The 23971-nt window shown below is 43.7% G+C and carries 26 protein-coding genes; 2 read left to right on the top strand and 24 right to left on the bottom strand.

The window, feature by feature from the left end; translation table 11 throughout:
- Positions 1-144: 144 nt before the first annotated feature.
- The 6 genes from H513_RS0118685 to H513_RS0118660 all read right to left on the bottom strand — a co-directional run bounded on the left by H513_RS0118685 (position 145) and on the right by H513_RS0118660 (position 6717).
- A complete protein-coding gene (locus tag H513_RS0118685; RefSeq protein WP_026802094.1) occupies positions 145-657 on the bottom strand; it encodes an adenine phosphoribosyltransferase in 513 nt (170 codons plus the stop codon).
- Positions 647-2998 carry a single-stranded-DNA-specific exonuclease RecJ gene (gene recJ / locus H513_RS0118680; RefSeq protein WP_026802093.1) on the bottom strand — a complete coding sequence of 784 codons (2352 nt, stop codon included), beginning with the start codon at positions 2996-2998 and terminating at the stop codon, positions 647-649. Before recJ ends, H513_RS0118685 begins: the two co-directional genes overlap by 11 nt.
- Positions 2999-3078: 80 nt before the next feature.
- Positions 3079-3393, bottom strand: coding sequence for a LapA family protein (locus H513_RS0118675; protein WP_026802092.1), 315 nt, complete (start codon positions 3391-3393; stop codon positions 3079-3081).
- Positions 3394-3482: 89 nt separating this feature from the next.
- Complete coding sequence (secDF, locus tag H513_RS0118670; protein ID WP_026802091.1) at positions 3483-5771, bottom strand: protein translocase subunit SecDF; 2289 nt, start codon at positions 5769-5771, stop codon at positions 3483-3485.
- A 102-nt stretch (positions 5772-5873) separates the two neighbouring features.
- Positions 5874-6200 (bottom strand): post-transcriptional regulator, encoded by a 327-nt coding sequence (locus tag H513_RS0118665; RefSeq protein ID WP_231572063.1) that lies wholly within the window; start codon positions 6198-6200, stop codon positions 5874-5876.
- Positions 6201-6228: 28 nt separating this feature from the next.
- Positions 6229-6717 (bottom strand): COG2426 family protein, encoded by a 489-nt coding sequence (locus H513_RS0118660; protein WP_026802089.1) that lies wholly within the window; start codon positions 6715-6717, stop codon positions 6229-6231.
- A 114-nt stretch (positions 6718-6831) separates the two neighbouring features.
- On the opposite strand from H513_RS0118660, the gene spoVB reads away from it, so the two are divergent.
- Complete coding sequence (spoVB, locus tag H513_RS0118655) at positions 6832-8379, top strand: stage V sporulation protein B (protein WP_026802088.1); 1548 nt, start codon at positions 6832-6834, stop codon at positions 8377-8379.
- A 51-nt stretch (positions 8380-8430) separates the two neighbouring features.
- Here spoVB and H513_RS0118650 read toward each other — a convergent pair whose 3' ends face one another.
- The 3 genes from H513_RS0118650 to H513_RS0118640 form a co-directional block, all read right to left on the bottom strand.
- Complete coding sequence (locus H513_RS0118650; protein WP_036769144.1) at positions 8431-9117, bottom strand: class I SAM-dependent methyltransferase; 687 nt, start codon at positions 9115-9117, stop codon at positions 8431-8433.
- 47 nt (positions 9118-9164) lie between these two features.
- On the bottom strand, positions 9165-9836 hold the full coding sequence (locus tag H513_RS0118645; protein ID WP_026802086.1) for a DUF421 domain-containing protein: 672 nt from the start codon (positions 9834-9836) through the stop codon (positions 9165-9167).
- A 64-nt stretch (positions 9837-9900) separates the two neighbouring features.
- Positions 9901-11202, bottom strand: coding sequence for an ArsB/NhaD family transporter (locus tag H513_RS0118640; protein ID WP_026802085.1), 1302 nt, complete (start codon positions 11200-11202; stop codon positions 9901-9903).
- A gap of 142 nt (positions 11203-11344) precedes the next feature.
- On the opposite strand from H513_RS0118640, the gene H513_RS0118635 reads away from it, so the two are divergent.
- Positions 11345-11704: a TIGR04086 family membrane protein gene (locus H513_RS0118635; protein ID WP_036769211.1), complete on the top strand. Its 360-nt coding sequence runs from the start codon at positions 11345-11347 to the stop codon at positions 11702-11704.
- Positions 11705-11749: 45 nt separating this feature from the next.
- Here H513_RS0118635 and yajC read toward each other — a convergent pair whose 3' ends face one another.
- The 15 genes from yajC to obgE all read right to left on the bottom strand — a co-directional run bounded on the left by yajC (position 11750) and on the right by obgE (position 23966).
- Positions 11750-12025, bottom strand: a complete 276-nt coding sequence (yajC, locus tag H513_RS0118630; protein ID WP_026802083.1) for a preprotein translocase subunit YajC — start codon at positions 12023-12025, stop codon at positions 11750-11752.
- A gap of 43 nt (positions 12026-12068) precedes the next feature.
- Positions 12069-13208 (bottom strand): tRNA guanosine(34) transglycosylase Tgt, encoded by a 1140-nt coding sequence (gene tgt, locus H513_RS0118625; protein WP_026802082.1) that lies wholly within the window; start codon positions 13206-13208, stop codon positions 12069-12071.
- A gap of 24 nt (positions 13209-13232) precedes the next feature.
- On the bottom strand, positions 13233-14258 hold the full coding sequence (gene queA, locus H513_RS0118620; RefSeq protein WP_026802081.1) for a tRNA preQ1(34) S-adenosylmethionine ribosyltransferase-isomerase QueA: 1026 nt from the start codon (positions 14256-14258) through the stop codon (positions 13233-13235).
- Between the two features lie 21 nt (positions 14259-14279).
- Positions 14280-14453, bottom strand: a complete 174-nt coding sequence (locus H513_RS0118615) for a DUF2905 domain-containing protein (protein ID WP_330981668.1) — start codon at positions 14451-14453, stop codon at positions 14280-14282.
- A 23-nt stretch (positions 14454-14476) separates the two neighbouring features.
- Complete coding sequence (ruvB, locus tag H513_RS0118610; protein ID WP_026802079.1) at positions 14477-15475, bottom strand: Holliday junction branch migration DNA helicase RuvB; 999 nt, start codon at positions 15473-15475, stop codon at positions 14477-14479.
- A gap of 18 nt (positions 15476-15493) precedes the next feature.
- A complete protein-coding gene (ruvA, locus tag H513_RS0118605; RefSeq protein ID WP_026802078.1) occupies positions 15494-16111 on the bottom strand; it encodes a Holliday junction branch migration protein RuvA in 618 nt (205 codons plus the stop codon).
- 175 nt (positions 16112-16286) lie between these two features.
- Positions 16287-16796, bottom strand: a complete 510-nt coding sequence (locus H513_RS0118600) for a BofC C-terminal domain-containing protein (protein WP_156111428.1) — start codon at positions 16794-16796, stop codon at positions 16287-16289.
- A 153-nt stretch (positions 16797-16949) separates the two neighbouring features.
- Positions 16950-17702 carry a YebC/PmpR family DNA-binding transcriptional regulator gene (locus H513_RS0118595; protein WP_026802076.1) on the bottom strand — a complete coding sequence of 251 codons (753 nt, stop codon included), beginning with the start codon at positions 17700-17702 and terminating at the stop codon, positions 16950-16952.
- Positions 17703-17818: 116 nt separating this feature from the next.
- Positions 17819-18403: a YhcN/YlaJ family sporulation lipoprotein gene (locus H513_RS0118590; protein ID WP_026802075.1), complete on the bottom strand. Its 585-nt coding sequence runs from the start codon at positions 18401-18403 to the stop codon at positions 17819-17821.
- A gap of 72 nt (positions 18404-18475) precedes the next feature.
- A complete protein-coding gene (nadE, locus tag H513_RS0118585; protein ID WP_026802074.1) occupies positions 18476-19216 on the bottom strand; it encodes an NAD(+) synthase in 741 nt (246 codons plus the stop codon).
- A gap of 32 nt (positions 19217-19248) precedes the next feature.
- A complete protein-coding gene (locus H513_RS0118580) occupies positions 19249-20208 on the bottom strand; it encodes a protein kinase family protein (RefSeq protein WP_026802073.1) in 960 nt (319 codons plus the stop codon).
- Positions 20201-21196 (bottom strand): SafA/ExsA family spore coat assembly protein, encoded by a 996-nt coding sequence (gene safA / locus H513_RS21060; protein ID WP_051240159.1) that lies wholly within the window; start codon positions 21194-21196, stop codon positions 20201-20203. The genes H513_RS0118580 and safA overlap by 8 nt, the downstream gene beginning before the upstream one ends.
- A gap of 119 nt (positions 21197-21315) precedes the next feature.
- The gene (gene pheA, locus H513_RS20710; protein ID WP_036769138.1) at positions 21316-22197 is read right to left on the bottom strand and encodes a prephenate dehydratase; all 882 of its coding nucleotides are present in this window, start codon (positions 22195-22197) and stop codon (positions 21316-21318) included.
- A gap of 16 nt (positions 22198-22213) precedes the next feature.
- Positions 22214-22663 carry an ACT domain-containing protein gene (locus tag H513_RS0118565; RefSeq protein WP_026802072.1) on the bottom strand — a complete coding sequence of 150 codons (450 nt, stop codon included), beginning with the start codon at positions 22661-22663 and terminating at the stop codon, positions 22214-22216.
- Between the two features lie 22 nt (positions 22664-22685).
- Positions 22686-23966, bottom strand: a complete 1281-nt coding sequence (obgE, locus tag H513_RS0118560; protein ID WP_026802071.1) for a GTPase ObgE — start codon at positions 23964-23966, stop codon at positions 22686-22688.
- Between the last annotated feature and the right edge of the window lie 5 nt (positions 23967-23971).

Here is a 23971-nt window from a genome sequence, read left to right as displayed (position 1 = left end):
CCGGTCTAAATGGGCTAGTTATTCTTTATTATCGAAAATAATCGCACAATTGTAAAGCGTAATGTGTTATAACCACCAAAAGCACTGCATGTTTTTTCGATTATAAACAAAGAGCACCCTTAAACAGAGCACTCTTCTTAAATCTTAATATTGCATTAGTGTACGAACGTTATATCCATCTAATTTACTACGGCCATCTAGGTAAGTCAGTTCAATTAAGAACGCACACCCCACAACAACGCCACCTAGTTGTTCAACTAGGTTAATTGTAGCTTCAATGGTACCACCTGTTGCAAGTAGGTCATCTGTAATAAGCACACGTTGACCTGGTTTAATTGCATCTTTATGAATGGTTAATACGTCTTTCCCATACTCTAAGCCGTAATCAACTTTAATTGTTTGACGAGGAAGTTTCCCTTCTTTACGTACGGGTGCAAAGCCAACTTCCATCGCGTAAGAAACAGGGCAACCGATAATGAAGCCACGTGCTTCTGGTCCTACTACAAGGTCGATTTCCTTTTCTTTCGCATATTCTACAATATCGTCAACGGCTGCTTTGAAAGCAGGTCCATTATCCATTAGTGTCGTAATATCCTTAAATTTAATGCCCTCTTTCGGCCAATCTTCTACGACCGTTACATACTGTTTATAATCCATTTGTTACTTCCTCCTTAACATTCACAACCGTGTCCATTTGCTCATCCATCCATACTTTCAATTGTTGGTAGGATGAGAAATATAACGTCTGTTCTACCTGTAATTGATTCAGCTTCTGTTGATATTGTTGTGATTCAGCTAAGTCTTTCTTAACAGGATTTGGATTGAGAGTCAAAAGACCATTCTCTATTTTAACAAAACCTAACTCAAAAAACACCTGTGCAATAAATTCCACTGTTTCTTTTGTCCATCCTTTGTACGAAGCAAGCTTTCCACTATCACGTTCAAGGTGGAATGACTCATGCTTTCTCACCATTCCATAGAACCATTTAAAATGCTCCCTTGTTGGGAGAGTCTTCAGGAAAGCAGCGTCGTGAACGCGATATGCGGTGTACACATTTCTTGGACGCAATCTATGAAGAACGTTGCTCATCAATTCCAATGAGTTCGGTAAGTCCAAGAAGACGACATGTTCAATGACACCCTCTGGTAACTCATGAAGACGTTCTTCGTCTACAAACTGAAGCTTAAAGCCATCAAACGTAGAATGTACTGTATTTGTTCGATCAAATGCAATGGCTAGTCCATCCTTAACGGCTAGCTGGTCAAAGAACTTCTTCGCATGACGATTTCCTCTTAAATCAAACAACTGCCAATCATCCACACGAAGGTCCTTCATCATTACTTGAGGTTTCTTACGGCCATTCCACTCATTTACAGACAACTCACCAACTATTGAAACAGAAGATTGGGGAGCAATCTGGTTATAGAGTTCTCCTAAGCCAAATCCAACTGCGTCAATTGGGGCCCCTTCGGCTTTGAACTGTAACTTCAAATGGTTCAGCTGACTGCCAATTTGTCGCATTTCTCTTGGAACCTCTTTTTCAAGCATGAACAGTGGCTTTGGATTGCCCATACCGAATGGTGCAAGACTATTAATTTCATGAATCTTCTCAAGCGTAATCTCATCTAACGAAACCTTGCCATCAATAGCAAGTAATTGACTAAAGTCTTCCGGAGCAAGCTTATCATCAGCCATCTGCGAGAGTGATGAGCGGAGCAAATCGACTTGTTCGAGTGGCAATGTCATCCCAGCCGCTTGACTATGACCCCCGAAATGGGTGAATAAATGTCGAACTTCCATGCAGTTCACAAACAAATCGAACGCATCAATGCTTCTAGCAGAGCCTTTGGCTGTCCCTTTATCCGGATCAAAGGCAAGGACAATTGCTGGACGGTCATATTTCTGAACAAGCTTAGAAGCTACAATCCCAAGTACTCCTGGGTTCCAACCTTCTTTACCTACGACGAGTACAGATGACAACTTTGATTCATCCGCTTCAATCATGGCTTCGGCTTCTTTCGAAATATCAGCAACTACCTTCTGACGTTGTTGGTTCAATTGTTGAATCATTTCAGCTAAAGCGACTGCTTCCTCATCATCCTCTGTCAACATGAGTTGTACAGCCGGAGAAGCGTCCTGCAAGCGACCAACTGCGTTAATTCTTGGTCCAATCATGAACCCAATGTCTTCCTCCGTCATCGTTCCTTCAATACCACAGATATTCTTCAACGCTACAATACCTGGACGAATTGATCGTGTGATAGCCTTCAACCCACAGTAAGCAAGTATTCGGTTCTCACCGTGAAGGGGAACAAGATCCGCAATCGTTCCAATCACTACTAAATCGAGCAAGTGCTTTGGAAACTCCTCAAGTAACGCGTGTGCAAACTTGAATGCAACACCCACACCCGCTAATTCAGGAAACGGATAATGACTTGAATGCTTTGGATGAAGAAGGGCGTACGCATCTGGTAGTTGTTCTTGAACCTCGTGGTGATCTGTAATAATTAAATCTATATCCAATTCTTTCGCAACTGCCGCTTCGTGTACAGCCGCTATACCTGTATCAACCGTTATAATTAAAGAAACTCCGGCCTCTTTCGCTTTCCGAAAGGCTGCCTCATTTGGACCATATCCTTCAGTGAATCGATTGGGGATATAATAATCTACCGTTGCCCCAACCTCTCTTAATGCCTCAACCATGACCGTTGTTGCACTAACGCCATCGGCATCGTAATCTCCGAAAACGAGTACACGTTCATCGTTTTGAACAGCCTGACGCACGCGGTCTACAGACTTTTGCATGTCATCAAAGAGCATAGGGTCATGTAGCTTGTCTAAATCTGGCGTAAGAAACTCCAGTGCAGCTTCTTTCGTATGAATGCCTCGTTGTCTTAACAAACGTTGTGTTAACGTAGAAACGGACAATGAATCATCAATTGTGACGGAAGGCTCCGATAGTGCGGAAACATCCCATTTTGCTTTACTTCTTAACATAGATTCACCCCTGACTAACTCATTATACAAGAGGGAATCAGGGGTAGCAAATTGATTTTATTATGAAAATTTAACGATGTTTATGGAGTCGATTCTGTTTTTTCGTTCGATTCCTCTTCTTCTATTGCTTCATTCGTTAACGGTGTTGATTCGTATTCTTGCAACTTTTGCTTCAGTGTACGAATCTCACGTTGTAGTCGGTAGAAACGCACAGCACCTACAGCTCCCGCGATCACACCGCCCATTAATACAGATACGAGAATGACAAGGATTAAGGGAGCCTGACCTATTCCAAATAGATAATTCACTTCTACAGCATCTACATTAATCACAGCGAATACCGCTACAAGAAGGGCAAATACCAATGCAAGTATAAAATTCGTTTGGCCTTTCATTTCTCTCACTCCTCAAATGATTTCTTACTTCTAACCTACCTCAAATTGAAACACGGCAAACAAAAAGACCCCGTTACCGGGGTCTTACCTTAGACTTGTGGTCCACCTGTCTGCTTTTTCTCTTTGTAGATAATTGGTTTCTTGTCAAGATTGCGTCCTCTCCATACAAGCCACAATTGAGCAGCAATGAACATGGATGAATACGTACCGGCAGCAAGACCTACAACAAGCGCAAAGGAGAAGTTTGTTATTGAGTTTGCACCAAACAACAAGAGAGCCAATGCAGCAAAGACAACCGTTAATACGGTGTTAATGCTTCGTCCAAGCGTCTGCATTAAACTTCGATTTACAATTTGAGCTAACTCCTCAAATGACTTAACTCGCTTCTTCGCCCTCACGTTTTCACGAATTCGGTCAAAGGTGACAATCGTGTCGTTGACGGAATACCCGACAATCGTCAAGATTGCTGCAATAATCGTAATATCAAATTCCACTCTCGTGACACTAAATAGAGCCACGATAAAGAATGCATCGTGAAGCAATGCAATGATTGCTGTCAACGCATAATAAATCTCAAATCGGAGTGTTACATAAATAATAATCCCGACAGAAGCAATGGCCACTGCATAGATCGCATTCTCAACTAGCTCTTGCCCAACGATTGGAGAAACAGTACTCACCTTAGGTCGATTGCCTAATTCATCTTCAAAGGCTTGGTTCACTTTCTCAATCGTTCCTTGGTCGAGGTTCGTATCAAATCGGGCTACAGCAATGTCATCATTGTCTCCTGAAAGAACAATGCTCTCTGGCTCTAACTCTAATTCTTCATAAATCGACTGAACCTTCTCTGTAGTGATTGATCCGTCCGATAAGACTTCAATACGAGAACCACTAGTAAAGTCAATCCCTACGTTAAGACCAAGGGTAGAGATGGCAATGACTCCCGCTAACACAAGGCCAATTGAAATACTAAAGAATTTTTTACGATGTTTGACGAAATCGAAGCTACGACCAAATACGAGCGGTTCTACCTCTTCTCCGTCTTCAATATTCTGGATTTGGCTAGCCTTCAGTCCAAACAACCCAGGCTTCTTATTTAAAGCTCGGCTCTTCACCCAAAGCCCTAGGAGGAGACGAGAACCATATACAGCAGTAATAAAGCTCAGCAAAATACTCATAATGAGCATGGTTGCGAAACCTTTTACAGAACTGGTACCAAATGAGAACAATACAATTGCTGCAATGAGCGTTGTAATGTTGGCATCAAGAATGGTTGCGAGGGAACGATTGTTACCAGATCTGTAGGCGGATAGAATTGACTTACCAGCCTTTAATTCTTCCTTAATCCGTTCGTAGGTGATGATATTCGCATCTACCGCCATACCGACACCTAATACAAGGGCAGCTATTCCAGGCAACGTTAACACACCTTGTAACGCATTAAATACAACGAGTATGAGGAAGATGTATAAGCTTAATGTAATCGCCGCTACAACGCCTGGTAAACGATAGTAGGCCATCATGAAGATTAGAATGACACCAATCCCGATAAATCCAGCGGTGATTGTCTTATCTAACGCCTTCTCACCAAATTGGGCACCTACAGAGTTTGAATAAATCTCTTCCATCTTCACTGGTAGCGCTCCAGCGTTCAAGATATCTGCTAGCTCTTTCGCTTCATCAATCGTAAATGGACTTCCTGTAATCATTACGTTTGATGTACGAAGTGTTTCAGTTACAGATGGGTCAGATATGTATTTAGGATCTTCTTTCGTTACTTCCTCAGCGTACGAATCACCCTCTTCATAATCAAGCCAAATGACGAGTTTATTATCAGGGTAAGGAGTATCCGGATTTTGCATATCTTTAATTTCAGATGTTAGTTGACCAAACTTCTCTGCGCTTTCAAGTCGAACAGATACAATTGGTTCTTTCGTATCTGGGTGGAAATCTTGCTTCGCACTCCCGTCTACGACAGCATTTCCACTTAATCGTTCTTCATCATTCACATCTCTAAACGATAGGGTTGCAGAAGTCGATAACAGTTCTCGTGCTTTATCTTGGTCCTCAATTCCAGCAAGCTTCACACGAATACGGTCTTCTCCTTCTATGTTGATGGACGTTTCACTTATACCAAGAACATCTACACGTTGGCGTAGCGCCTGAACGGTAGCTTCTAACGTTTCTCTGTTAACTCCATCGTCTTCCCCTCCAGAGGATTCTTCTAACGGTGTTACTTCATAAAGAATTTCGAATCCACCTTGAAGGTCAAGCCCTAGTCTTGTATCTTTTGTCACGCTTTGAATCGTCGTTCCTATGGAACCAGCTATGAGCAGCACCAATAGGAAAAAGGCAACGATCCGTCCTCGTTTAACCATGAGCGTTTGTGCCTCCTTCTATCATTCCAACCAATAATGTTCAATCTTGATGGTGATACCTTATTTTAGAAAGGTTTAAAACTAGTTGTCAATGTTCTCTTCTTACAATGACCAATCCTGAGCCTCTTGTTGAAGGGACTGAATTTGCGTCATTAAATCTGTATCTTTATAAGTTTCATGTGCAAGAAAGCTCATATATGTACCTGAATCCAGATGGAAAAGGTCTTGCACGACTTCGTAAATCCGCTTCTCCGGTTGGCCTCGCCACACCTTCTTCTCCATGCATCTCCAAATCTCTTCTTCGCTCACGCTTGGATACCCAAGCATCTGAAATTCCTCTACCTTGCTCACGATAACCGGTCGTACGTCACTCTTCCATTCATGGACAGGTCTAACGGCTAGTCGTTCTTCTTGCATTTCTTCTTCCACGTTAAAGCCTCCCAACTCGTAATCAGTATTATAGAATTGAGAATGATAGAATTCCCATTACAATTCCCGCAATTAATACGCCTGCGACGATGGATAGAAACGCATAACCGAATCTTATTGCAAAGAACGCTGCCGCCAAACACGCGCTGTAAGCACCTGTCGTTGGCAATGGGACAGCAGTAAAAAGGATTAGGCCAAGTGCCCCGAACTTCTCAACGTTCCCACTCTTCTTCATCGTTCGCTCGTATAACCACGTATACATCCTCTCATACCAATTAAAACGCATGAACCAATTGCTAATTGGGCGAAACAATAATAGAAGAGGAATAATCGGAAGGACATTCCCGAATACACTCAACCAATACGACTTCCAGAAAGTAAAGTCATAGATGCCATATGCAACGGGCAAGCCCCCGCGCAGTTCTAAAATTGGCATCGCAGAGATTACGATGACAACCCATTCATCGGGTAAAAAACTAAAAGTCTCAATAAAAAAATGAACCAACTTCTCTTTCAAGCGTACAATCCCCCTACCTAATCTTCAATGATTGCTTGTCATGCTTGACCACCATCTACGCATATACATTCATTGTATATGAATTTCAATTTTTTGAGAAGGTAGGTCATGATAATGAGCAAGCAAACCTTTTTACAAGGGACGCTCATTTTGATTGCGGCAGGGATGATTACACGCGTTCTAGGCTTTGTGAACCGTATCGTAGTAGCTAGAATAATGGGAGAAGAAGGGGTCGGCCTTTATATGATGGCGATTCCAACTCTCGTACTTGTCATTACTTTGACTCAATTTGGATTACCTGTAGCGATTTCGAAGCGCGTAGCTGAAGCAGAAGCAACGGGAGACCTACAAAAAATCAAAAAAATTCTAGTTACCTCTTTACTTGTAACAGGCGTGCTAAGCATTTTGTTCACAACAGGAATGATTATGCTTGCACCACTTCTCTCACATACGCTGTTAACTGACTCAAGAACGATGTATCCGTTGTTAGCCATCAGCCCAATTGTCCCGATAGTTGCCATTTCTTCTGTGTTACGAGGGTACTTTCAAGGAAGGCAGAACATGCGCCCTCAAGCCTATTCACAAGTCATTGAGCAAATCGTACGAATTAGTTGTGTTGCGTTATTTACAAATATGCTTCTACCCTATGGAGTGGAATTTGCAGCCGCTGGGGCCATGATATCCGTCGTCCTTGGTGAGTTCGTGTCGTTGCTTTATATGATCTACATGTTCAAGACAAAGAAACGAATTCGACTACGCATGGGGTTCATGAATTATGTGAAGGAAGGGAAAGAAACGCTCCAGGGGTTAATGTCCATCGCCCTACCAACGACTGGAAGCAGGATGGTAGGCTCTCTTTCCTTCTTCTTTGAACCCATAGTAGTTGCCCAAAGTTTAGCAATTGCAGGAGTTCAAACCGTTGTCGCAACGAAGCAATACGGGGAGTTAACAGGGTATGCGCTTCCTCTCCTCTTACTGCCAACGTTTATTACACAGTCGCTATCTGTAGCACTTGTTCCAAATATTAGTGAAGCCGAAGCGAAAGGGAATCAACAACTTACTCATTACCGGATTAGACAAGCTATTCGCTTGTCGTTTGCTTCAGGTGCACTTGCGACCGTTATATTAACCATCTTTGCACATCCGATTCTCACATTTATGTACGGTAGCGGGAATGCTGCTCCATTCTTATACGTAATGGGACCTTTATTCCTTCTCCTTTATTTCCAAGCTCCCCTCCAAGCTGCACTACAATCACTCGACCTTGCTAAAGCAGCGATGTGGAACTCACTCATCGGGGCTCTTGTGAAATTTGCTGTTATGTTCACACTCGCAACGCGCGAGGACTTCGGAATAATGGGAGTTGCCATTGCTATTGTTGTAGGAGTCGTTCTTGTTACACTCTTGCATTTATTTACGCTGATGAACGCCATTCAATTTAAGATTCCAGTCGCAGACCTTATAAAGATGGTAACGTTATTTGCCACCACTTGGCTTGTCGGAACATTCTTAAACAACTTATTCCCTGGAGCTGCAAACAGCGTTCAATCATTCCTCTTACTGCTATGTCTCTATACCGCTGTCTATATTGTGCTCTTATTCGCACTAAGATTTATTACGAAAGATGAGCTTCAACAATTGCCGCTATTTAAGAAGAAATAAACTAAAAACAGCTGAGGTGATGTTCACCTCAGCTGTTTGTTACGTTATGAGTTACTCTACTTTCTCAAGCATAAATAACCACATAAATGAAAGAGACTGTTGAAGGTCTTTAGGTAGGCCAACGCTATGCTTACCTTCCACCTCATCCTTATAAACGGGCTTTCCGTCCACGTATTTCCAACCGTTCTCTTTAGCGAGACGTTCAAACTCCCAAGGCATCATTGTGTTCATAATAACTGGATTTTCATAGAGACGTTGGTAGCTGTTGTCCCTTGGACCTGCTGTAGGCCCTAACAATCCTAGACAAAGCTTCCCACCGCTCTTTACGACTCTCTTTATTTCATTTAATGCACGCAACGGTTGCTCTACCCATTCAATGGAATTAATGGCCATAACCCCATCAAATGTGCCATCTTCAAACGGAAGTGCAATTAAATCGCCTTGACGAAACGTTAAGCATTCCTCGGTATGCGCTGCTGCCCTTTTGGCACGTTCCGTCATTTCCTCGGAAATATCGACACCAACTACGTTATAACCAGCTTCCACAAGTTTATGTGACCCATACCCATCCCCACAGCCAAGATCTCCTACAACGCTGTTTGCTGGGATATGTTGAGCCAGAAATGGAATAATACTTTTTCGACTTCCTTGATCCCACATTTCTTTACTGCGCTCTTGCCAATTCTCTGCCCGCCCATTCCACTGTGTGGCGGCTTCTTTGTGCCAAGAAAAGTTCATTGTTTCCCCTCCTATTCATGAAATAAGGAATCTCTCCCGATGATTTCTTATTTCATCTCATCTATGACATCAATATACCATTCATTCTGGTCATCCACCGTTAAAAAAGAAATCTTATTAAGATCTTCATACCCGCGCTTCTTTAATTCCTTCCGAAGCCATGATTCATCTCTTTCATTCATATGCAGATTCTCATTCTGGATAACCCCATCTGTAATGAGAGGTAAGATAAATCCATTACGTTCACGGTTATTCTCCGCATTCTCATTCTGGAAGACGGAAAGCTTACCAGACGGTTCTAATACGGCGAAGTCTACATCTGCGACGCTCTGTACACCCTTTTCCCTAAGCTGCATCATGAAATCGTCATAGTTATATCGTTGCCTACGCATTTCGTGCTCGTCAATGCGGCCATTCCGAATAATGACCGAGGGGCGACCTTCTAGCATTTCGCGGAACCACTTGCTCTTTAACGACAACAACGCACTTGTCCGTTGAATAATAAGTAGAATAATCATGGGCACGACTGCGTGTACAATCGTCTCATCAGGGTCCTCAATTGAGAACACAGCTATCTCAGCTAGCATGATAAAGACGACAAGGTCAATGATACTTAATTCTCCTATCTCACGCTTGCCCATCAACCTAAAGATAATCACGATAATGACATAATTTAAAAAGGTTCGAAAAATGACGATGAGTAAATCTGCGTCTCCCATTTAAAAATCCCTCTCTCAAAGTAAACTGTTAAGGATAGTTTGAGCTAGGAGAGAAGGACTTATGCTAATGGGAGGCCACGATAAAAGGCAATAAGTATCGGACATATACGTAAATGGTACAAACAATCAGCGAAAACAATACAACCGGCATCCCGTAAAGGGCAAAGCGTAAGAAGCCGACGGGGTGCTTGGCACTCGCTGCCAAACCAGCTACAACTACGTTAGCAGACGCTCCTATTAACGTGCCATTCCCACCTAAACACGCCCCGAGTGCTAATGACCACCACAATGGGTCCAAATTAGCCATTCCATAAGATTCAAACTCCTCGATTACCGGGATCATGGCAGCCACGAATGGAATGTTGTCGACTACTCCTGAAAGCAATCCAGAAGACCAGAGGATAACTAACGCCGTAGCAGGCAAGTCCCCTTCTGTTACCCACATCATCCATCGCGCTAATTCATCGATAACCCCAACTTGTTCTAAGCCTCCAACAAGCATAAACAAACCAATAAAGAAGAACAGCGTCACCCACTCTACTTCCTCAAATACTTTCTCAGCATCTACTTCTTTATCCGTAAGCAGAAGGAGTAATAACGCACCACAGACTGCAACGGTCGTTAGTTCGAGATGGATAAAGGAATGAGATAGGAATCCTACGATGGTCAGACCGAGTACAGCAGTTGACTGATAGAGCATAGGAGTTTTCTTCAAATAGTCGGTTGGGGTTAACTCCAACAACTCTTTGCTCCTCTCTCCATCCGATATTAACGATTTCCTAAACAAGAAGTAAAGAGCCGCAAGTGTAGTGGTGAAGATCACAAGAACAACAGGCCCTAAATGTACAATAAATGAGAGGAAGGTAAAGTGTTCAACAGATTGTCCAATCATGATATTAGGCGGGTCTCCTATTAGAGTCGCAGTACCTCCTATGTTCGCACACAGGATAACCACCATTAAGTAAGGAAAGGCAGGTAGGTTCAATCGTTCTGTCAAGGTTAAGAGTATCGGAACAAAGAGAAGCACCGTCGTAACGTTATCAAGTAAGGCTGAGCCTATGGCTGTAAGCGTTCCTGTTACGAGTAGTAAAGGCCCAGGTGCTCCCTTCACCTTTTGAGCGAGTGAAATGGCAACATATTCGAATAGCCCAGTCTTCTTCGTGATGGATACGAGAACCATCATGGAGAAGAGTAGGGTGATGGTGTTCCAATCTATGTATTCCGTAAACGCATCATTCCATTGATAGATGCCAGTAATCAGCATAAGAAATCCGCCCGTCATCGCAACGAGGGCGCGATTGATCTTCTCTGTCATGATAAACAAATAACTAATGACGAACACGGCAATCGAAAGAGTTGTCTCCACTGCACCCCACCCCTTGTCCATTTATACCATTGTATTCGCTTACCCCCTTGAAATATTTTCATTCTATTTCACAAATTTGAGGAATAGGCTAGTACAAAATCAGGTAGACAAGGGGAGATTGACATTGGCAAAAAGTCGCTTGATGGCATTGGTATATGGATGGAGCACTGTACTCATCCTAATGTTTGCCTTTAGCTTAATTCTTGCACTCTTTCTTAAATTCACTACCATGACTGAATCCACATTGCAATGGACAACACTCGTGCTTGGACTTTTCACCTTATTTATTGGGGGGTTCATGTCTGGGGCTAAAGGGAAAGAAAAGGGGTGGCTCCTTGGACTGTTAACCGGACTAGGCTTCTTCTTAATCGTCATTCTATTTCAATACCTCGGTTACAGTCAGGGTATGACCTTGCAGCAATCATTGTACCAGCTCGCCTACGTAGTTGCTGCACTTTTCGGCGGGGCACTCGGTGTAAACTTATCTTCAAATGCGAAATAAAAATAGCGCTTCTCCCCATAGAGGGAGAAGCGCTATTTTTAAGTATTAAACGTTAGCTTCTTTCGCTTTTACTTCGCGAACAGCCGAACGGTCGAACGTTAGCTTCGTACCGTCTTCAACAGTTAGGACAACTGTTCCTTCATCTAGCGCGTGCACAGATGCGTGCATGCCACCAATTGTGACAACCTTGTCCCCTTTTTGCATATCAGCTTGCATTTGCTGAACTTGCTTTTGTCTCTTTTGCTGAGGACGAATGAGCACGAAGTAAAATACAGCAATCAATAGGATAAATGGACCTACTTGATATAGAATTCCTTCCACAAACTTCCCCTCCTTTCAACAGATAACCAGATTGGACGATTCATTAAAAGTTCTTAGCACCAGGTTTATTAAAGCCATATTGTTCAAAGAATTCTTCACGGAAATCGCCAAGACGGTCTTCGCGAATGGCTTGACGCACATTCTCCATCAATTTTAACAGAAAATAAAGATTGTGATAAGTTGTCAATCTGAAACCGAACGTTTCATTTGCTTTGACCAGGTGACGAATGTAAGCACGAGAGTAATTTCGACACGTGTAGCAGTCACAATTCTCATCAATCGGACGGAAGTCACGGGCAAACTTCGCATTACGAACAACTAATCGTCCTTCGCTTGTCATGCACGTACCATTACGAGCAATACGAGTTGGAAGTACGCAGTCGAACATGTCCACTCCACGAATTGCTCCGTCAATTAGAGAGTCCGGAGACCCAACTCCCATCAGGTAGCGTGGTTTATCTTTAGGCAACAGTGGAGTCGTAAAATCAAGTACCCGGTTCATTACGTCTTTCGGTTCACCTACTGATAACCCTCCAATAGCATAACCAGGGAAATCAAGAGAGATTAAATCTTGTGCGCTTTGACGACGCAAGTCTTCATATTCGCCACCTTGAACAATTCCGAACAGCCCTTGGTCATGCGGACGCTTATGAGCAGTTAGACAACGTTCAGCCCAACGACTCGTACGTTCTACTGACTTCTTGATGTAGTCGTAACTAGCTGGATATGGCGGGCATTCATCAAATGCCATCATAATGTCAGCGCCTAATGAGTTCTGGATTTGCATGGCTTTCTCTGGTGATAGGAACAATTTCTCTCCGCTAATGTGACTACGGAAGTGTACCCCTTCTTCTTGAATATCTCGAAGGTTACTTAAACTAAAGACTTGGAAACCTCCCGAGTCCGTTAGAATGCTGCCATCCCAGTTCATGAACTTATGAAGTCCACCCGCTTCCTCTACAATATCTTCTCCTGGACGAAGCCATAAGTGATACGTATTGGAAAGAATCATATTGGCACCCATTTGCTTTAATTCTTCTGGTGCCATCGTTTTAACGGTTGCAAGCGTTCCAACCGGCATAAATGTCGGCGTATCGAATGAGCCGTGTGGAGTATGGACACGACCTAGACGAGCTCCGGTTTGTTTGTCTTCTTTGATAAATTCATAGGTGATTGCTGACATGATTTCGTTCCTTTCTAATGTAAACTATTCAATAAACATGGCGTCGCCAAAGCTAAAGAAGCGGTATTCCTCTTCCACAGCTTTACGATACGCTTCCATTGTCAGCTCTTTGCCTGCAAATGCACTGACAAGCATAATAAGCGTTGATTTAGGCAGGTGGAAATTCGTAATTAACCCATCAATGGCTTTAAACTCATACGGTGGGTAAATAAAGATATCCGTCCATCCACTAACAGCTTGGAACTGGCCGTAATCACGCGCAATGGTTTCAAGGGTACGTGTGGAAGTCGTTCCGACAGAGATAATTCTGCCCCCTTCTGCACGAACCTGATTGAGTTGCGCCGCTGTTTCCTCAGACATCGTGTAGAATTCAGCGTGCATGTCATGGTCTTCTACCGTATCTGCACTTACAGGTCTAAACGTTCCAAGTCCTACGTGTAACGTAATGTAGGCAATTTGAACACCCTTTTGCTGTAGCTCTTCCAACAATTCGTGAGTAAAGTGAAGACCAGCCGTAGGTGCAGCTGCTGACCCTTCTTCTTTCGCATAGACAGTCTGATAGCGATCACGGTCAGGTAGTTGTTCTTTAATGTAAGGAGGAAGTGGCATTTCTCCGAGGGACTCTAATACCTCAAGGAAAATCCCTTCGTAATGGAACTGTAGAATACGCCCTCCATGTTCCTTCATCCCTATACACTCTGCTACAAGCTTGCCATCTCCAAAGGAAATGCGAGTGCCTTCCTTGACTTTCTTGGCAGGCTTAACAAGCGTCTCCCAGCGGTCACCTTCTTGCTGGTGTAGGAGCAATACTTCCATCTTAGCTCCTGTGTCTTCTTTCACACCATAAAGGCGTGCTGGCAATACTTTCGTATCATTTAATACAAGACAATCACCTGATTTTAAGTAAGATGTAATGTTATAAAAGTGTTGATGTTCGATTCTTTCCTCCGAACGATTAATCGCCATCATCCGTGAAGACGTACGGTCTTTTAGAGGGGTTTGGGCAATTAAACGCTCAGGCAGGTCAAAATCAAATTGCTCGATATCCATATGTCTCTCCTATCTATGTCCTTAACGAAATTTATTAAATAAATAAAATAACAGGGAAAGTATCACACTGACGACGATGGACGTCATAATTGGGAAATAAAATGTGACATTTCCCTTCTTAAACGTTAAATCGCCTGGGAGTTTACCTAAAAGCGCGGTAATTCCCCCGATTAAGAGGAACAGGACTCCTAACACAATAAAAAGTTTAGAGAACTCCGTCAAGTCCCCGGCACCTCCCGATTAAAATGCTCGTAGACCTTATGTGTTACAAGTCTGCCCCGTGGAGTACGCTGTATAAACCCTTTCTGTAGTAAAAAGGGTTCGTACACATCTTCAATCGTTTGAGATTCTTCTCCAATCGTTGCCGCCAGTGTGTCAAGTCCAACTGGCCCGCCTCTAAATTGGTCCATCATAGCCACAAGCAACTTCTGGTCAATATGGTCTAGTCCAGCGCCATCTACTTGAAGCATGGCGAGCGCCTGCTGGGTCGTATCCTCTGAAATAGACGGCTCTCCCTTTACCTGTGAGATGTCTCGTACTCGTTTCAAGAGGCGGTTGGCAATACGCGGTGTTCCACGCGAGCGTCTTGCTACTTCTACCGCCGCTTCCTTCATAATGCCAACATCAAATATATCAGCCGTTCGTTCCACAATGTCACAGAGGTCTTCCGTTGAATAGTATTCAAGCCTGCTTAACACACCGAAACGATCCCGGAGTGGAGCAGATAATAGTCCAGCCCTTGTAGTCGCACCAACGAGTGTAAATGGTGGGAGATCTAATCGAATAGAACGGGCACTCGAACCAGAACCAACAACAATATCTAAGCAGAAATCCTCCATAGCAGGATAAAGCACCTCTTCAACCGCACGTGGCAAACGGTGAATTTCGTCAATAAATAAAACGTCCCCGGCTTCCAATGATGACAAAATGGCTGCCAAATCTCCAGGACGTTCGATGGCCGGGCCCGATGTCGTACGGAAGCCGACGTTCATTTCATTTGCGATGATGGAAGCTAGCGTCGTCTTACCTAGACCAGGTGGCCCATAGAGTAAGACGTGGTCTAATGGTTCATTTCGCATCTTTGCTGCTTCAATAAAGATACGAAGGTTTTCTTTCGTTTTTCCTTGCCCAATATATTGAGCTAGGTTTTGAGGGCGAAGACTCAATTCCATGGAGTCATCTTCTTGATAGCCGCCGCTTACCATGCGCTCTTCCACAGATAATCCCCCACTTCACTATTGTTGCAGCATGAGTGCTAGCCCTTTACGGACATAGTCATCCACACTGTTTAATGTATGTTTTTGGAGCTCTTGTCGAATCTTCTTAAGCTCTCGTTCTGAATAGCCTAACGCCTTTAATGCTTCAATCGCATCTTCTACAAGTTGAGTAGTTTCGCCTGTTGTGACATCTCCATCGAAGAACAACGTCGTCTCATCCTGCTCGACTGGTAGCCATTCCGTAAGCTTTCCTTTAAGATCTAGAATCATTTGACGAGCTGTCTTCTTCCCGACACCCGGGAAACTCGTTAAGAATTTCTCATCTTCTCGTTCAATTGCACCTACAATATCTGCTACAGATGTCGTCGCGAGTACAGCTAACGCGCCTTTAGGACCAATTCCAGAAACATTCAATAATTTTGAAAATAATAGTTTCTCCTCAGGACGCTTAAATCCATATAGAAGTTGAGCATCTTCACGAACATAGTGAAAGGTGAAAATCTTAACTTCCTGACCAATCAGGGTCTGAAAGGCAAACGGATTTGGACAGACGATGTCGTATCCAACACCGTAAGCTTCTACAAATACACGCTCTCCTTCAATTGAATCAAGCGTTCCTTTTATATATGCAATCATAGACAGTTCCTCACTTTGTCATTAGTACACTATTTCTATTCTAACACATTCGTCCATGTGCCATAAGAGAAAAGAGGACATTTGTTCCCTTACAGTGCCTATTGATAGACAAGAACGTGGTGAACCATTACAACAACAAAGAAACCTTGAGAAAATTGATTCTCAAGGTTCTGGATTAAGGAGCAATATGTGTATGCACAGCAGCCTGTTCGAACTGTCTCAACAATGACATATAACGGTCCTTTGTATTCACTTTAATACCATCCAACAATTCTTCATGCTGAACGCTTTCTAATTCCCCTACATCGATTTGGTAGAAAGACTTAATCACTTCATTATCCTGAGGTCTACCATCAAAGAGCACGAGTTCACCCTTTTCATTTAAACCGAAATAACCTCGTTCTTTAAGATCGTCCGATATATCATCAATCGCCTTCTGGAAAATGACCTTACCTTCTGTTTGATCGACCACTTGCCATTCTTCGTATAGAGCCCAGAAGTCTTCCATTGCTTGTATGGTTTCTACAATTCGTTCTTCTGTTACTTGCCCATCTAAATAAACTCGTTGTAACACAACTTCAATTTGCAAAGGCTCTCTTTCCCATGCTTTCTGATCTTGGCCTTCTTCCCCACCGCTACTTGCCACTACGGTCCATCCACCAATCAGCATTAGAAAAACCCACATACCTACGAATAAAAGGGGTTTCTTCAATAGTCTCACCTCTAGGTCATAGATTCGCTTCTAGTACTAGTGTCACCAGTTCGACCTATTTTTAACCAATATGTGGGCAAAACAAAAGCCAGCAACTCGTTTATGAGTACTGGCCTTCTATATTTATTAAAGTTGTTCCATAATTTCATCGTCCGCTTCAAGATTATGATACACCTCTTGAACATCCTCAAGGTCTTCAAGCGCATTTATTAGCTTAACCATCTTCTCAGCGTCTGCTCCTTCAAGATGCGTTCTTGTCTGTGGGAAGAACGTAACTTCTGCGGTTGCAAAGTTATAGTCGCTCGCTTCAAGAGCTTCTCGAACCTCTTGAAATGACTGTGGGTCAGTATAGATTTCAAAGGAGTCTTCATTTGTCTCCATCTCATCGGCACCCGCTTCAACCGCTTCAAGCATAAGCTCTTCTTCATCCACATCAGGATACTCCTCACGGTCAATGACAAGGTAGCCTTTACGGTCGAACATGAAAGCGACACTTCCGCTCTCTCCTAAATTCCCACCATTCTTGTTGAAAGCAGTACGAACCTCACCGACTGTACGGTTCTTGTTGTCTGTTAACGTTTCAACTAATATCGCTACACCTGCTGGACCATATCCTTCATAAGTAAGTTCTTCGTAATTGACGCCTTCAAGACTACCTGTAGCCTTAGCAACGGCTCTGTCAATATTGTCATTTGGAACATTATTGGCTTTCGCTTTATCAATAGCCTTTCGCAAGTGCGCATTCATCTCAGGATCGCCGCCACCTTGCTTTGCAGCAACGTAAATCTCTTTCGCCAATTGCATAAAGACTTTCCCACGTTTTTTGTCTTGTGCACCTTTACGATGCTTTATATTTGCCCATTTGGAGTGACCTGCCATGGGACATTCTCCTCTCATCATCCAAAGTTATACTACTCTTTAATATAACATATCGACATAAAGGAGAAAACAGGACCGAACACAGAAACAACCCCCGTTTCTCACGAGGGTTGTTGTCATTCTTCTTCTGAATTATAGAAATGATTGAGCTCTTCTCTTAACTGGTCATCTGTTAAACGTTGATTCGGTCGAGCTTTATCATCTTTCTTACGTCCCCAATGGGATTCATTTGCGGAAAATACAATTATTTCTTTCTCTTGTGCTAGCTGCTTCAATTCCCTCTCTACCATATTCACAACATCCACGCGGGTCATCCCAGCACGCATACGCTCCTTCACGTTCGCATAGATGGTATCGTTCGTTACGACTACCTGCGCATGAGTTACGTAGGGGGACTGTGTCAGATGGGCTTCTAATGCCCTACCTTCTTGAGCCAGTTCTTCATTGTTGTAAGAATCAGCCTCTGGGTCATTGAGTGGGGTCCGTTTTTTCGGTGCGCTGTGATCGACTGCAGAAGGATCGATTTCTGTTTCATCCATGGAACGACTTAGGCGTTTCACACCCTCATCTTTCGACTCAAACTTCCCATAATAAGCGTCTGTTCCACTACTGTCTTTCCCTTCTTGCACCGCTTCATCCCCACCTCCACAGCCCGTCAGCATTAAGGTTAGAGGTACCACAAGGGTTACAATCTTCTTCATTAGAAAAGCCTCCCTTAGTCACTAGTATGAATAAGGGAGGCTAATTTAAAGCTGTAAACTTATGGTCGAAGCTTAGAACTTCGGTGGAGCGGTCGCTAAATTGCGCTTATGCTCTGTTTTACGATGCATGTCCTCAATAATCTTGCGGTCATCTTCAGGGATTTCTTCTCCCTTTAAGTGCGCATCAATCGTATCGTACGTGACACCCATTTCTTTCTCATCCGTTTGACCTTCCCAAAGACCAGCACTTGGTTGCTTTTCTACAATTTCACTTGGAACGCCTAATTCGCGTGCCAGTTCTCTTACCTCGCCTTTGGTAAAGTGAACGAGTGGGACAAGGTCAACCCCACCATCTCCATACTTCGTGAAGTAACCTGTGTACCATTCTGCGGCATTATCCGTACCTACAACTAAGTATTTGTGGTTGGTTGCAACTGTGTATAACGTACTCATACGAAGACGAGCTCGTAGGTTCGCGTCTGCTAAACGTTCTTGGCTTTCTTCATATGTTTCCTTTTGTTTCAGTTGTTCTGCAATTGTTGAGAACATCACTTCATGTGTTTCTGTTAAGTCAACCGTTAGATGGTCAATTTCACAGCTATCAATTACTTTATGAGCCGCATCTTGATCTCCTGGGTTGCTCTTACAAGGCATAATCACCCCTAATGAATCGTTCGGAAACGCACGTTTAATAAGATGAGCGACAACAGCAGAGTCTATGCCACCACTCACGCCGACTAGTGCACCGTTCAAGCCAGCACCATTCACTTGCTGTTGAAGCCATTCTACTAATTGATCAATTTTTTTCTGCATGTGCATCGTCTTCCTCTCTTGTTTAGGATAGTTTATCTTACCATATTTGTGAAAGAGTCTACAAATTCAAGTCGCCGCTTCCACTGAAACTCCAAATGCTTAAGTTTGGCGATTTCATCTATGCCATGTTCACCTAAGCCGCGATTGAACTCTCGAAGAATGTCCGCTGGAAAGACCATGCCCCTCTGCCAGATGGCATCCGTCCACCACTCTCCCATTAGGCTAGCTAACTCTGTTACATCTGTACAATAAGGTAATTGTCGTTGTCCAAATTGAATCCAGTCATAAACATGAGGACCTTCGTGTAACAAATCAAAATCCAACATCCAGACCTCATCCTTATTAGTAAGAAAGTTATGCGCCGCTACGTCCCCATGGTTCCACTTTGTTCTTGAGCGGTGGTGAATCGACGCCCAGTCCAAAACGCTGAATCTCTTTAAACTCGCAGCACTGTACGTGTAAATGGACTGAAAGACATCTTTTTTTCCATGTTTTCTAAAGAGTTGTTCACTTGTTAGAAACCGCTCAAACCTATTCTTCCAAAGCATACATAAAGGCGGTCTCCATTTAGAGGATGGCAAGATAAGGCCGTTCGATACCGAGTGAAACTTGCGAATTGCCTCACGCGCTAGCATCGCATCATCCCGTCTAGTATAAGTCAATACGCTCCCAGGCATCCATCGACTAATCGTCCAACCGTCATTGTATCGTGTGAGATACGTCCTTCCGTTTGGAAAGTGTTCGAACGGAACAATACCCGTTGACGAAGGAAGGCTCTCAAATAGCTCCCACTGTAGGTTCACCTTATGAAGCGACAAGTGTCGTTTTAGAATAAATTTCCCATACGATGTTTCGATGTCAAAGAGATGCATTTTAAGTCGTTTAAGCTTATGTACAAGAAGCCCCCCTTCCTTATATAAAAAAGCAGAGAGACGATGGTAGGGCAACGTCTCTCCGCTTCCTTCATAAGGAAAGTATGAGGGCTTATTCATCTTCCTCAAAGCGAGGCATATTGAACGCCCCGAAAGGATTCATTCCATTTCCACCTTGTTGTGAAGGATCAAATCCGCCCATGTTGTTGCCACCTGGCATCATTTGCCCCATTTGTCCTTGCTGGTCAAACATTGGATTGCCGTTATTCATCTGCCCAGGCATCATTCCTTGTTGCGGCATCATTCCATAAGACGGATAGCCATAAGGCTGTTGCATCATGTGACCTCCATACCCTCCGTATGGGTCATTGCAGCCACAATCGCCTGCCTGGCCTTGATAAGCTCCTGCAACCTGGTTTTGCATTCCCTCATCAGATGATTCTTCCATACCATAGCCATAAGGCATCATTTGTTGTTGGTCGTAATATCCGTGATACGGCATCATGTATGGGTGACATGGATGGCACGGATGCGGCGGACAAGGCAGACATGGCATGGTGTAGTAATAATAGACTGGCTGTTCTGGCATCGGCATTTGCTGTGGTTGTTCACTAACTCCCTTTACAGCTTCCGCTGGCTTTTCCTTTGGTTCTTCTTTCGGTTGAACAGGCATTTGGGGAAGATTGACCGTTGTGTAGTGGTTTTGCATTTGCTGTTCCATTGTCGGGAACTGCATAGAAATTGGCATCGTGATGTTCGGCTGTGGCATCTTCGGCATCATCGGCATCATTGGTTTTTCCATTTTAGGTTGCTCCTTCGGTTTAGGCATTTCTTTAGGTGCCGTTTTCTTCTCTTCCTTAATCACAGGTAGCGGCTTTGGAGACGTATCTTTATAAGGATGTTCTGATGGGTACTTGGGCTGTTCTTTCTTAGCGTATTCCTTCTTCACCGGCTTTGAATCGGCGGGAACTTTAATCTTCATTCCCGGCATGATCATGTCGGGATTGGATAACTGCGTATTCATTTCTTTTAACTGTTCGAAGTTGACACCATACTTTTGGGCAATCTTCCACAGGGTATCGCCTTTTTGGACAACATGAATTTTCACAGTGGTTACTCCCTTCCTTCTGTTATGCTCTTGCTCCTGTAACAGACTAACTCAATACAAGATATGCTTAAGCATTTAAAAAGTTGATGAAAAAGCCTAAAAAAAGAAGCAACTACGGATTAATCCGTAGTTGCTTCTTTAGATGAGGCTGTTGCCAGATGGAAACAAGGGTACGTCCCAAGCACCTTCAAATCACAACCTAGAGCTTGTAATTCAGCTTGCACTCCCGGGAAGAGAACTCCATCATAAGGTTGGTCCACATCGATGATAAAGAAATAGTTCCCTAAGCCTGTTTTCATAGGCCTTGATTCAATTTTAGAGAGATTCATTCGACGCCATGAAAATGCAGAAAGAACTTGGTGAAGTGCACCTGCATAATCACTAGGCAACGTAACTGAAATAGTCGTTTTACGATTGACTTCACGTAATTCACGCATTTCGATTGGTTCGCTTCCTTTTTGGACAACGGCAAATCGAGTATGATTATTTGGGTAGTCGTGGATGTTCTCCCTCAGTACCTTCAATCCGTACTCTTCTGCCGCCTGGCGGTTCCCAATTGCAGCAATGTTGCCGCCCTTTTCATTTACCATACGAGCAGCTTCTCCAGTTGACGTAGAATATTCCACTTCTGCTCGTTCACATTGATGGTGAATAAACTGATGGCACTGAGCTACGGCATGACTATGTGAATAGATGGCCTCCACCTTAGACAAGTCCCCATCAAATGAATGTGGTACAAGTAAATGTTGCTCGATTGGCAAATCCGCTTCAGCCACAATTGGAAGATCTACATGGTGAATGAGGTAATCAATCGTTAAATGTACTGTACCTTCAATCGTGTTCTCAAGTGGAACGACACCTACATCAATCTCACCTTTTTCTACAGCATCAAGACACTCCGGGATAGTCCGATAGCTCAAGAACTCATGCTGGTCGAACAACGCATGAACCGCTTGATGTGTGAACGTTCCTTTTGGTCCTAAATATCCCACTTTTGACAAAATGAATCCCCCTTAGCTACGCACCACTACTCAATACTTCAACACGATCGACGAAATCAAGACGTCGACATTGTTGCATCAACTCTTCTATATTCATATGCATTCCACTCGTGTTCAAAGAAAGGGTTACGTTCGCCTTTCCTTGTAGCGGAATCGTTTGGTGTATGGTTAATACGTTACATCCTGAATCTGCTACCATCTGAAGCAACTGGGAAAGTGTACCTGAGCGGTCTTCCAAGTGAAAGAATAGTGTAATCATCTTCTCTTTCACCATTGCATGGAACGGGAATACAGCATCTTTATACTTATAGAAAGCACTCCGACTTAGGTCAACACGTTGCACCGCTTCATGAACAGAATGGACCTTTCCTCGCTCAAGCAACGCCTTTGCTTCAAGCGTCTTCTGCATAGATTCTGGAAGGACATCACTACGCACTAGAAAAAACTGTTCTTCTTTCTCCTCCATATTTCCACCTCATTCACCGACTTTATTCTACAAATTCGAATTCGTAGTCTAAGATGCGAATGATATCGCCATTTTCTGCACCGCGTTCGCGAAGGGCATCGTCGACTCCCATGCTACGAAGTTGACGAGCAAAGCGGTTCACCGTTTCGTCACGAGTAAAGTCTGTCATCTTGAAGAGTTTCTCAAGTTCTGCCCCTTTAAGAACGAAGGCACCATCGTCTTCGCGACTAATCGTGAACGGCTTCTCTTTCTCTTGGTGGCGGTAAATGACGCGCTCTTCTTTCTCCTCAATTGGAGTTGTATCTTTAGGAATCTCCTCTAGCTTATCAGCGACTGTGAAGAGAAGCTCTTTCAATCCGTCTCTCGTGACAGAAGAAATCGGGAAGATTGTGAGATCTTGGCCCAGTTGTTCTCTAAAGGCTTGCAAGTTCTCTTCTGCTCCTGGCATATCCATCTTGCTTGCTACAACGATTTCAGGTCGCTCAAGCATTTTCTCGTCATACTCAACGAGCTCTTGTCGAATTGTTTTATAATCCTCGTATGGATCGCGACCTTCCATACTTGCCATATCGACAACGTGAACGATTAGGCGGGTACGATCAACGTGGCGTAAGAATTGATGTCCAAGCCCTACACCTTCGTGCGCCCCTTCAATAAGTCCTGGCAAGTCAGCCATGACAAAACTACGTTGGTCAGCTGTTTCTACAACACCCAAGTTCGGAGCTAATGTAGTGAAGTGATATTCTGCAATCTTCGGTTTTGCGGCACTTACCGTGGAGAGTAACGTTGATTTCCCTACACTCGGGAATCCGACTAAACCGACGTCTGCCATCAGTTTAAGCTCCAATGAAACGTTACGCTCAATACCTGGCTCTCCGTTCTCCGCAATTTCAGGTGCTGGGTTTCGAGGTGATGCAAATCGCATGTTCCCTCTACCTCCGCGCCCTCCTTGTGCAATGACTGCACGTTGTTGATGCTCGGTTAAGTCTGCAATAACCTCACCCGTATCTGTATCTTTTACTGTCGTACCTGGAGGGACTGGAATGACATAATCATCGGCTCCTTTGCCGTGCTGCCCTTTCCCTTGTCCATTTTCACCACGTTTTGCTTTAAAGTGGCGCTTGTAGCGGAAGTCCATTAACGTATTTAAGCCTTCATCAACCTCAAATACGATGTCGCCGCCACGGCCTCCATCGCCGCCAGCTGGACCACCTTTTGGTACATAAATTTCACGACGGTAGGCAACAATCCCGTTACCTCCATCTCCTGCTTTGACGTATACATTAACTGCATCGACAAACATGTGGA

It is taken from the genome of Pontibacillus halophilus JSM 076056 = DSM 19796, assembly GCF_000425205.1.
Lineage (GTDB): Bacteria > Bacillota > Bacilli > Bacillales > BH030062 > Pontibacillus_A > Pontibacillus_A halophilus.
The sequence above is the reverse complement of the archived record's forward strand: the minus strand, read 5'-3'. Positions and strand labels throughout refer to the sequence as shown.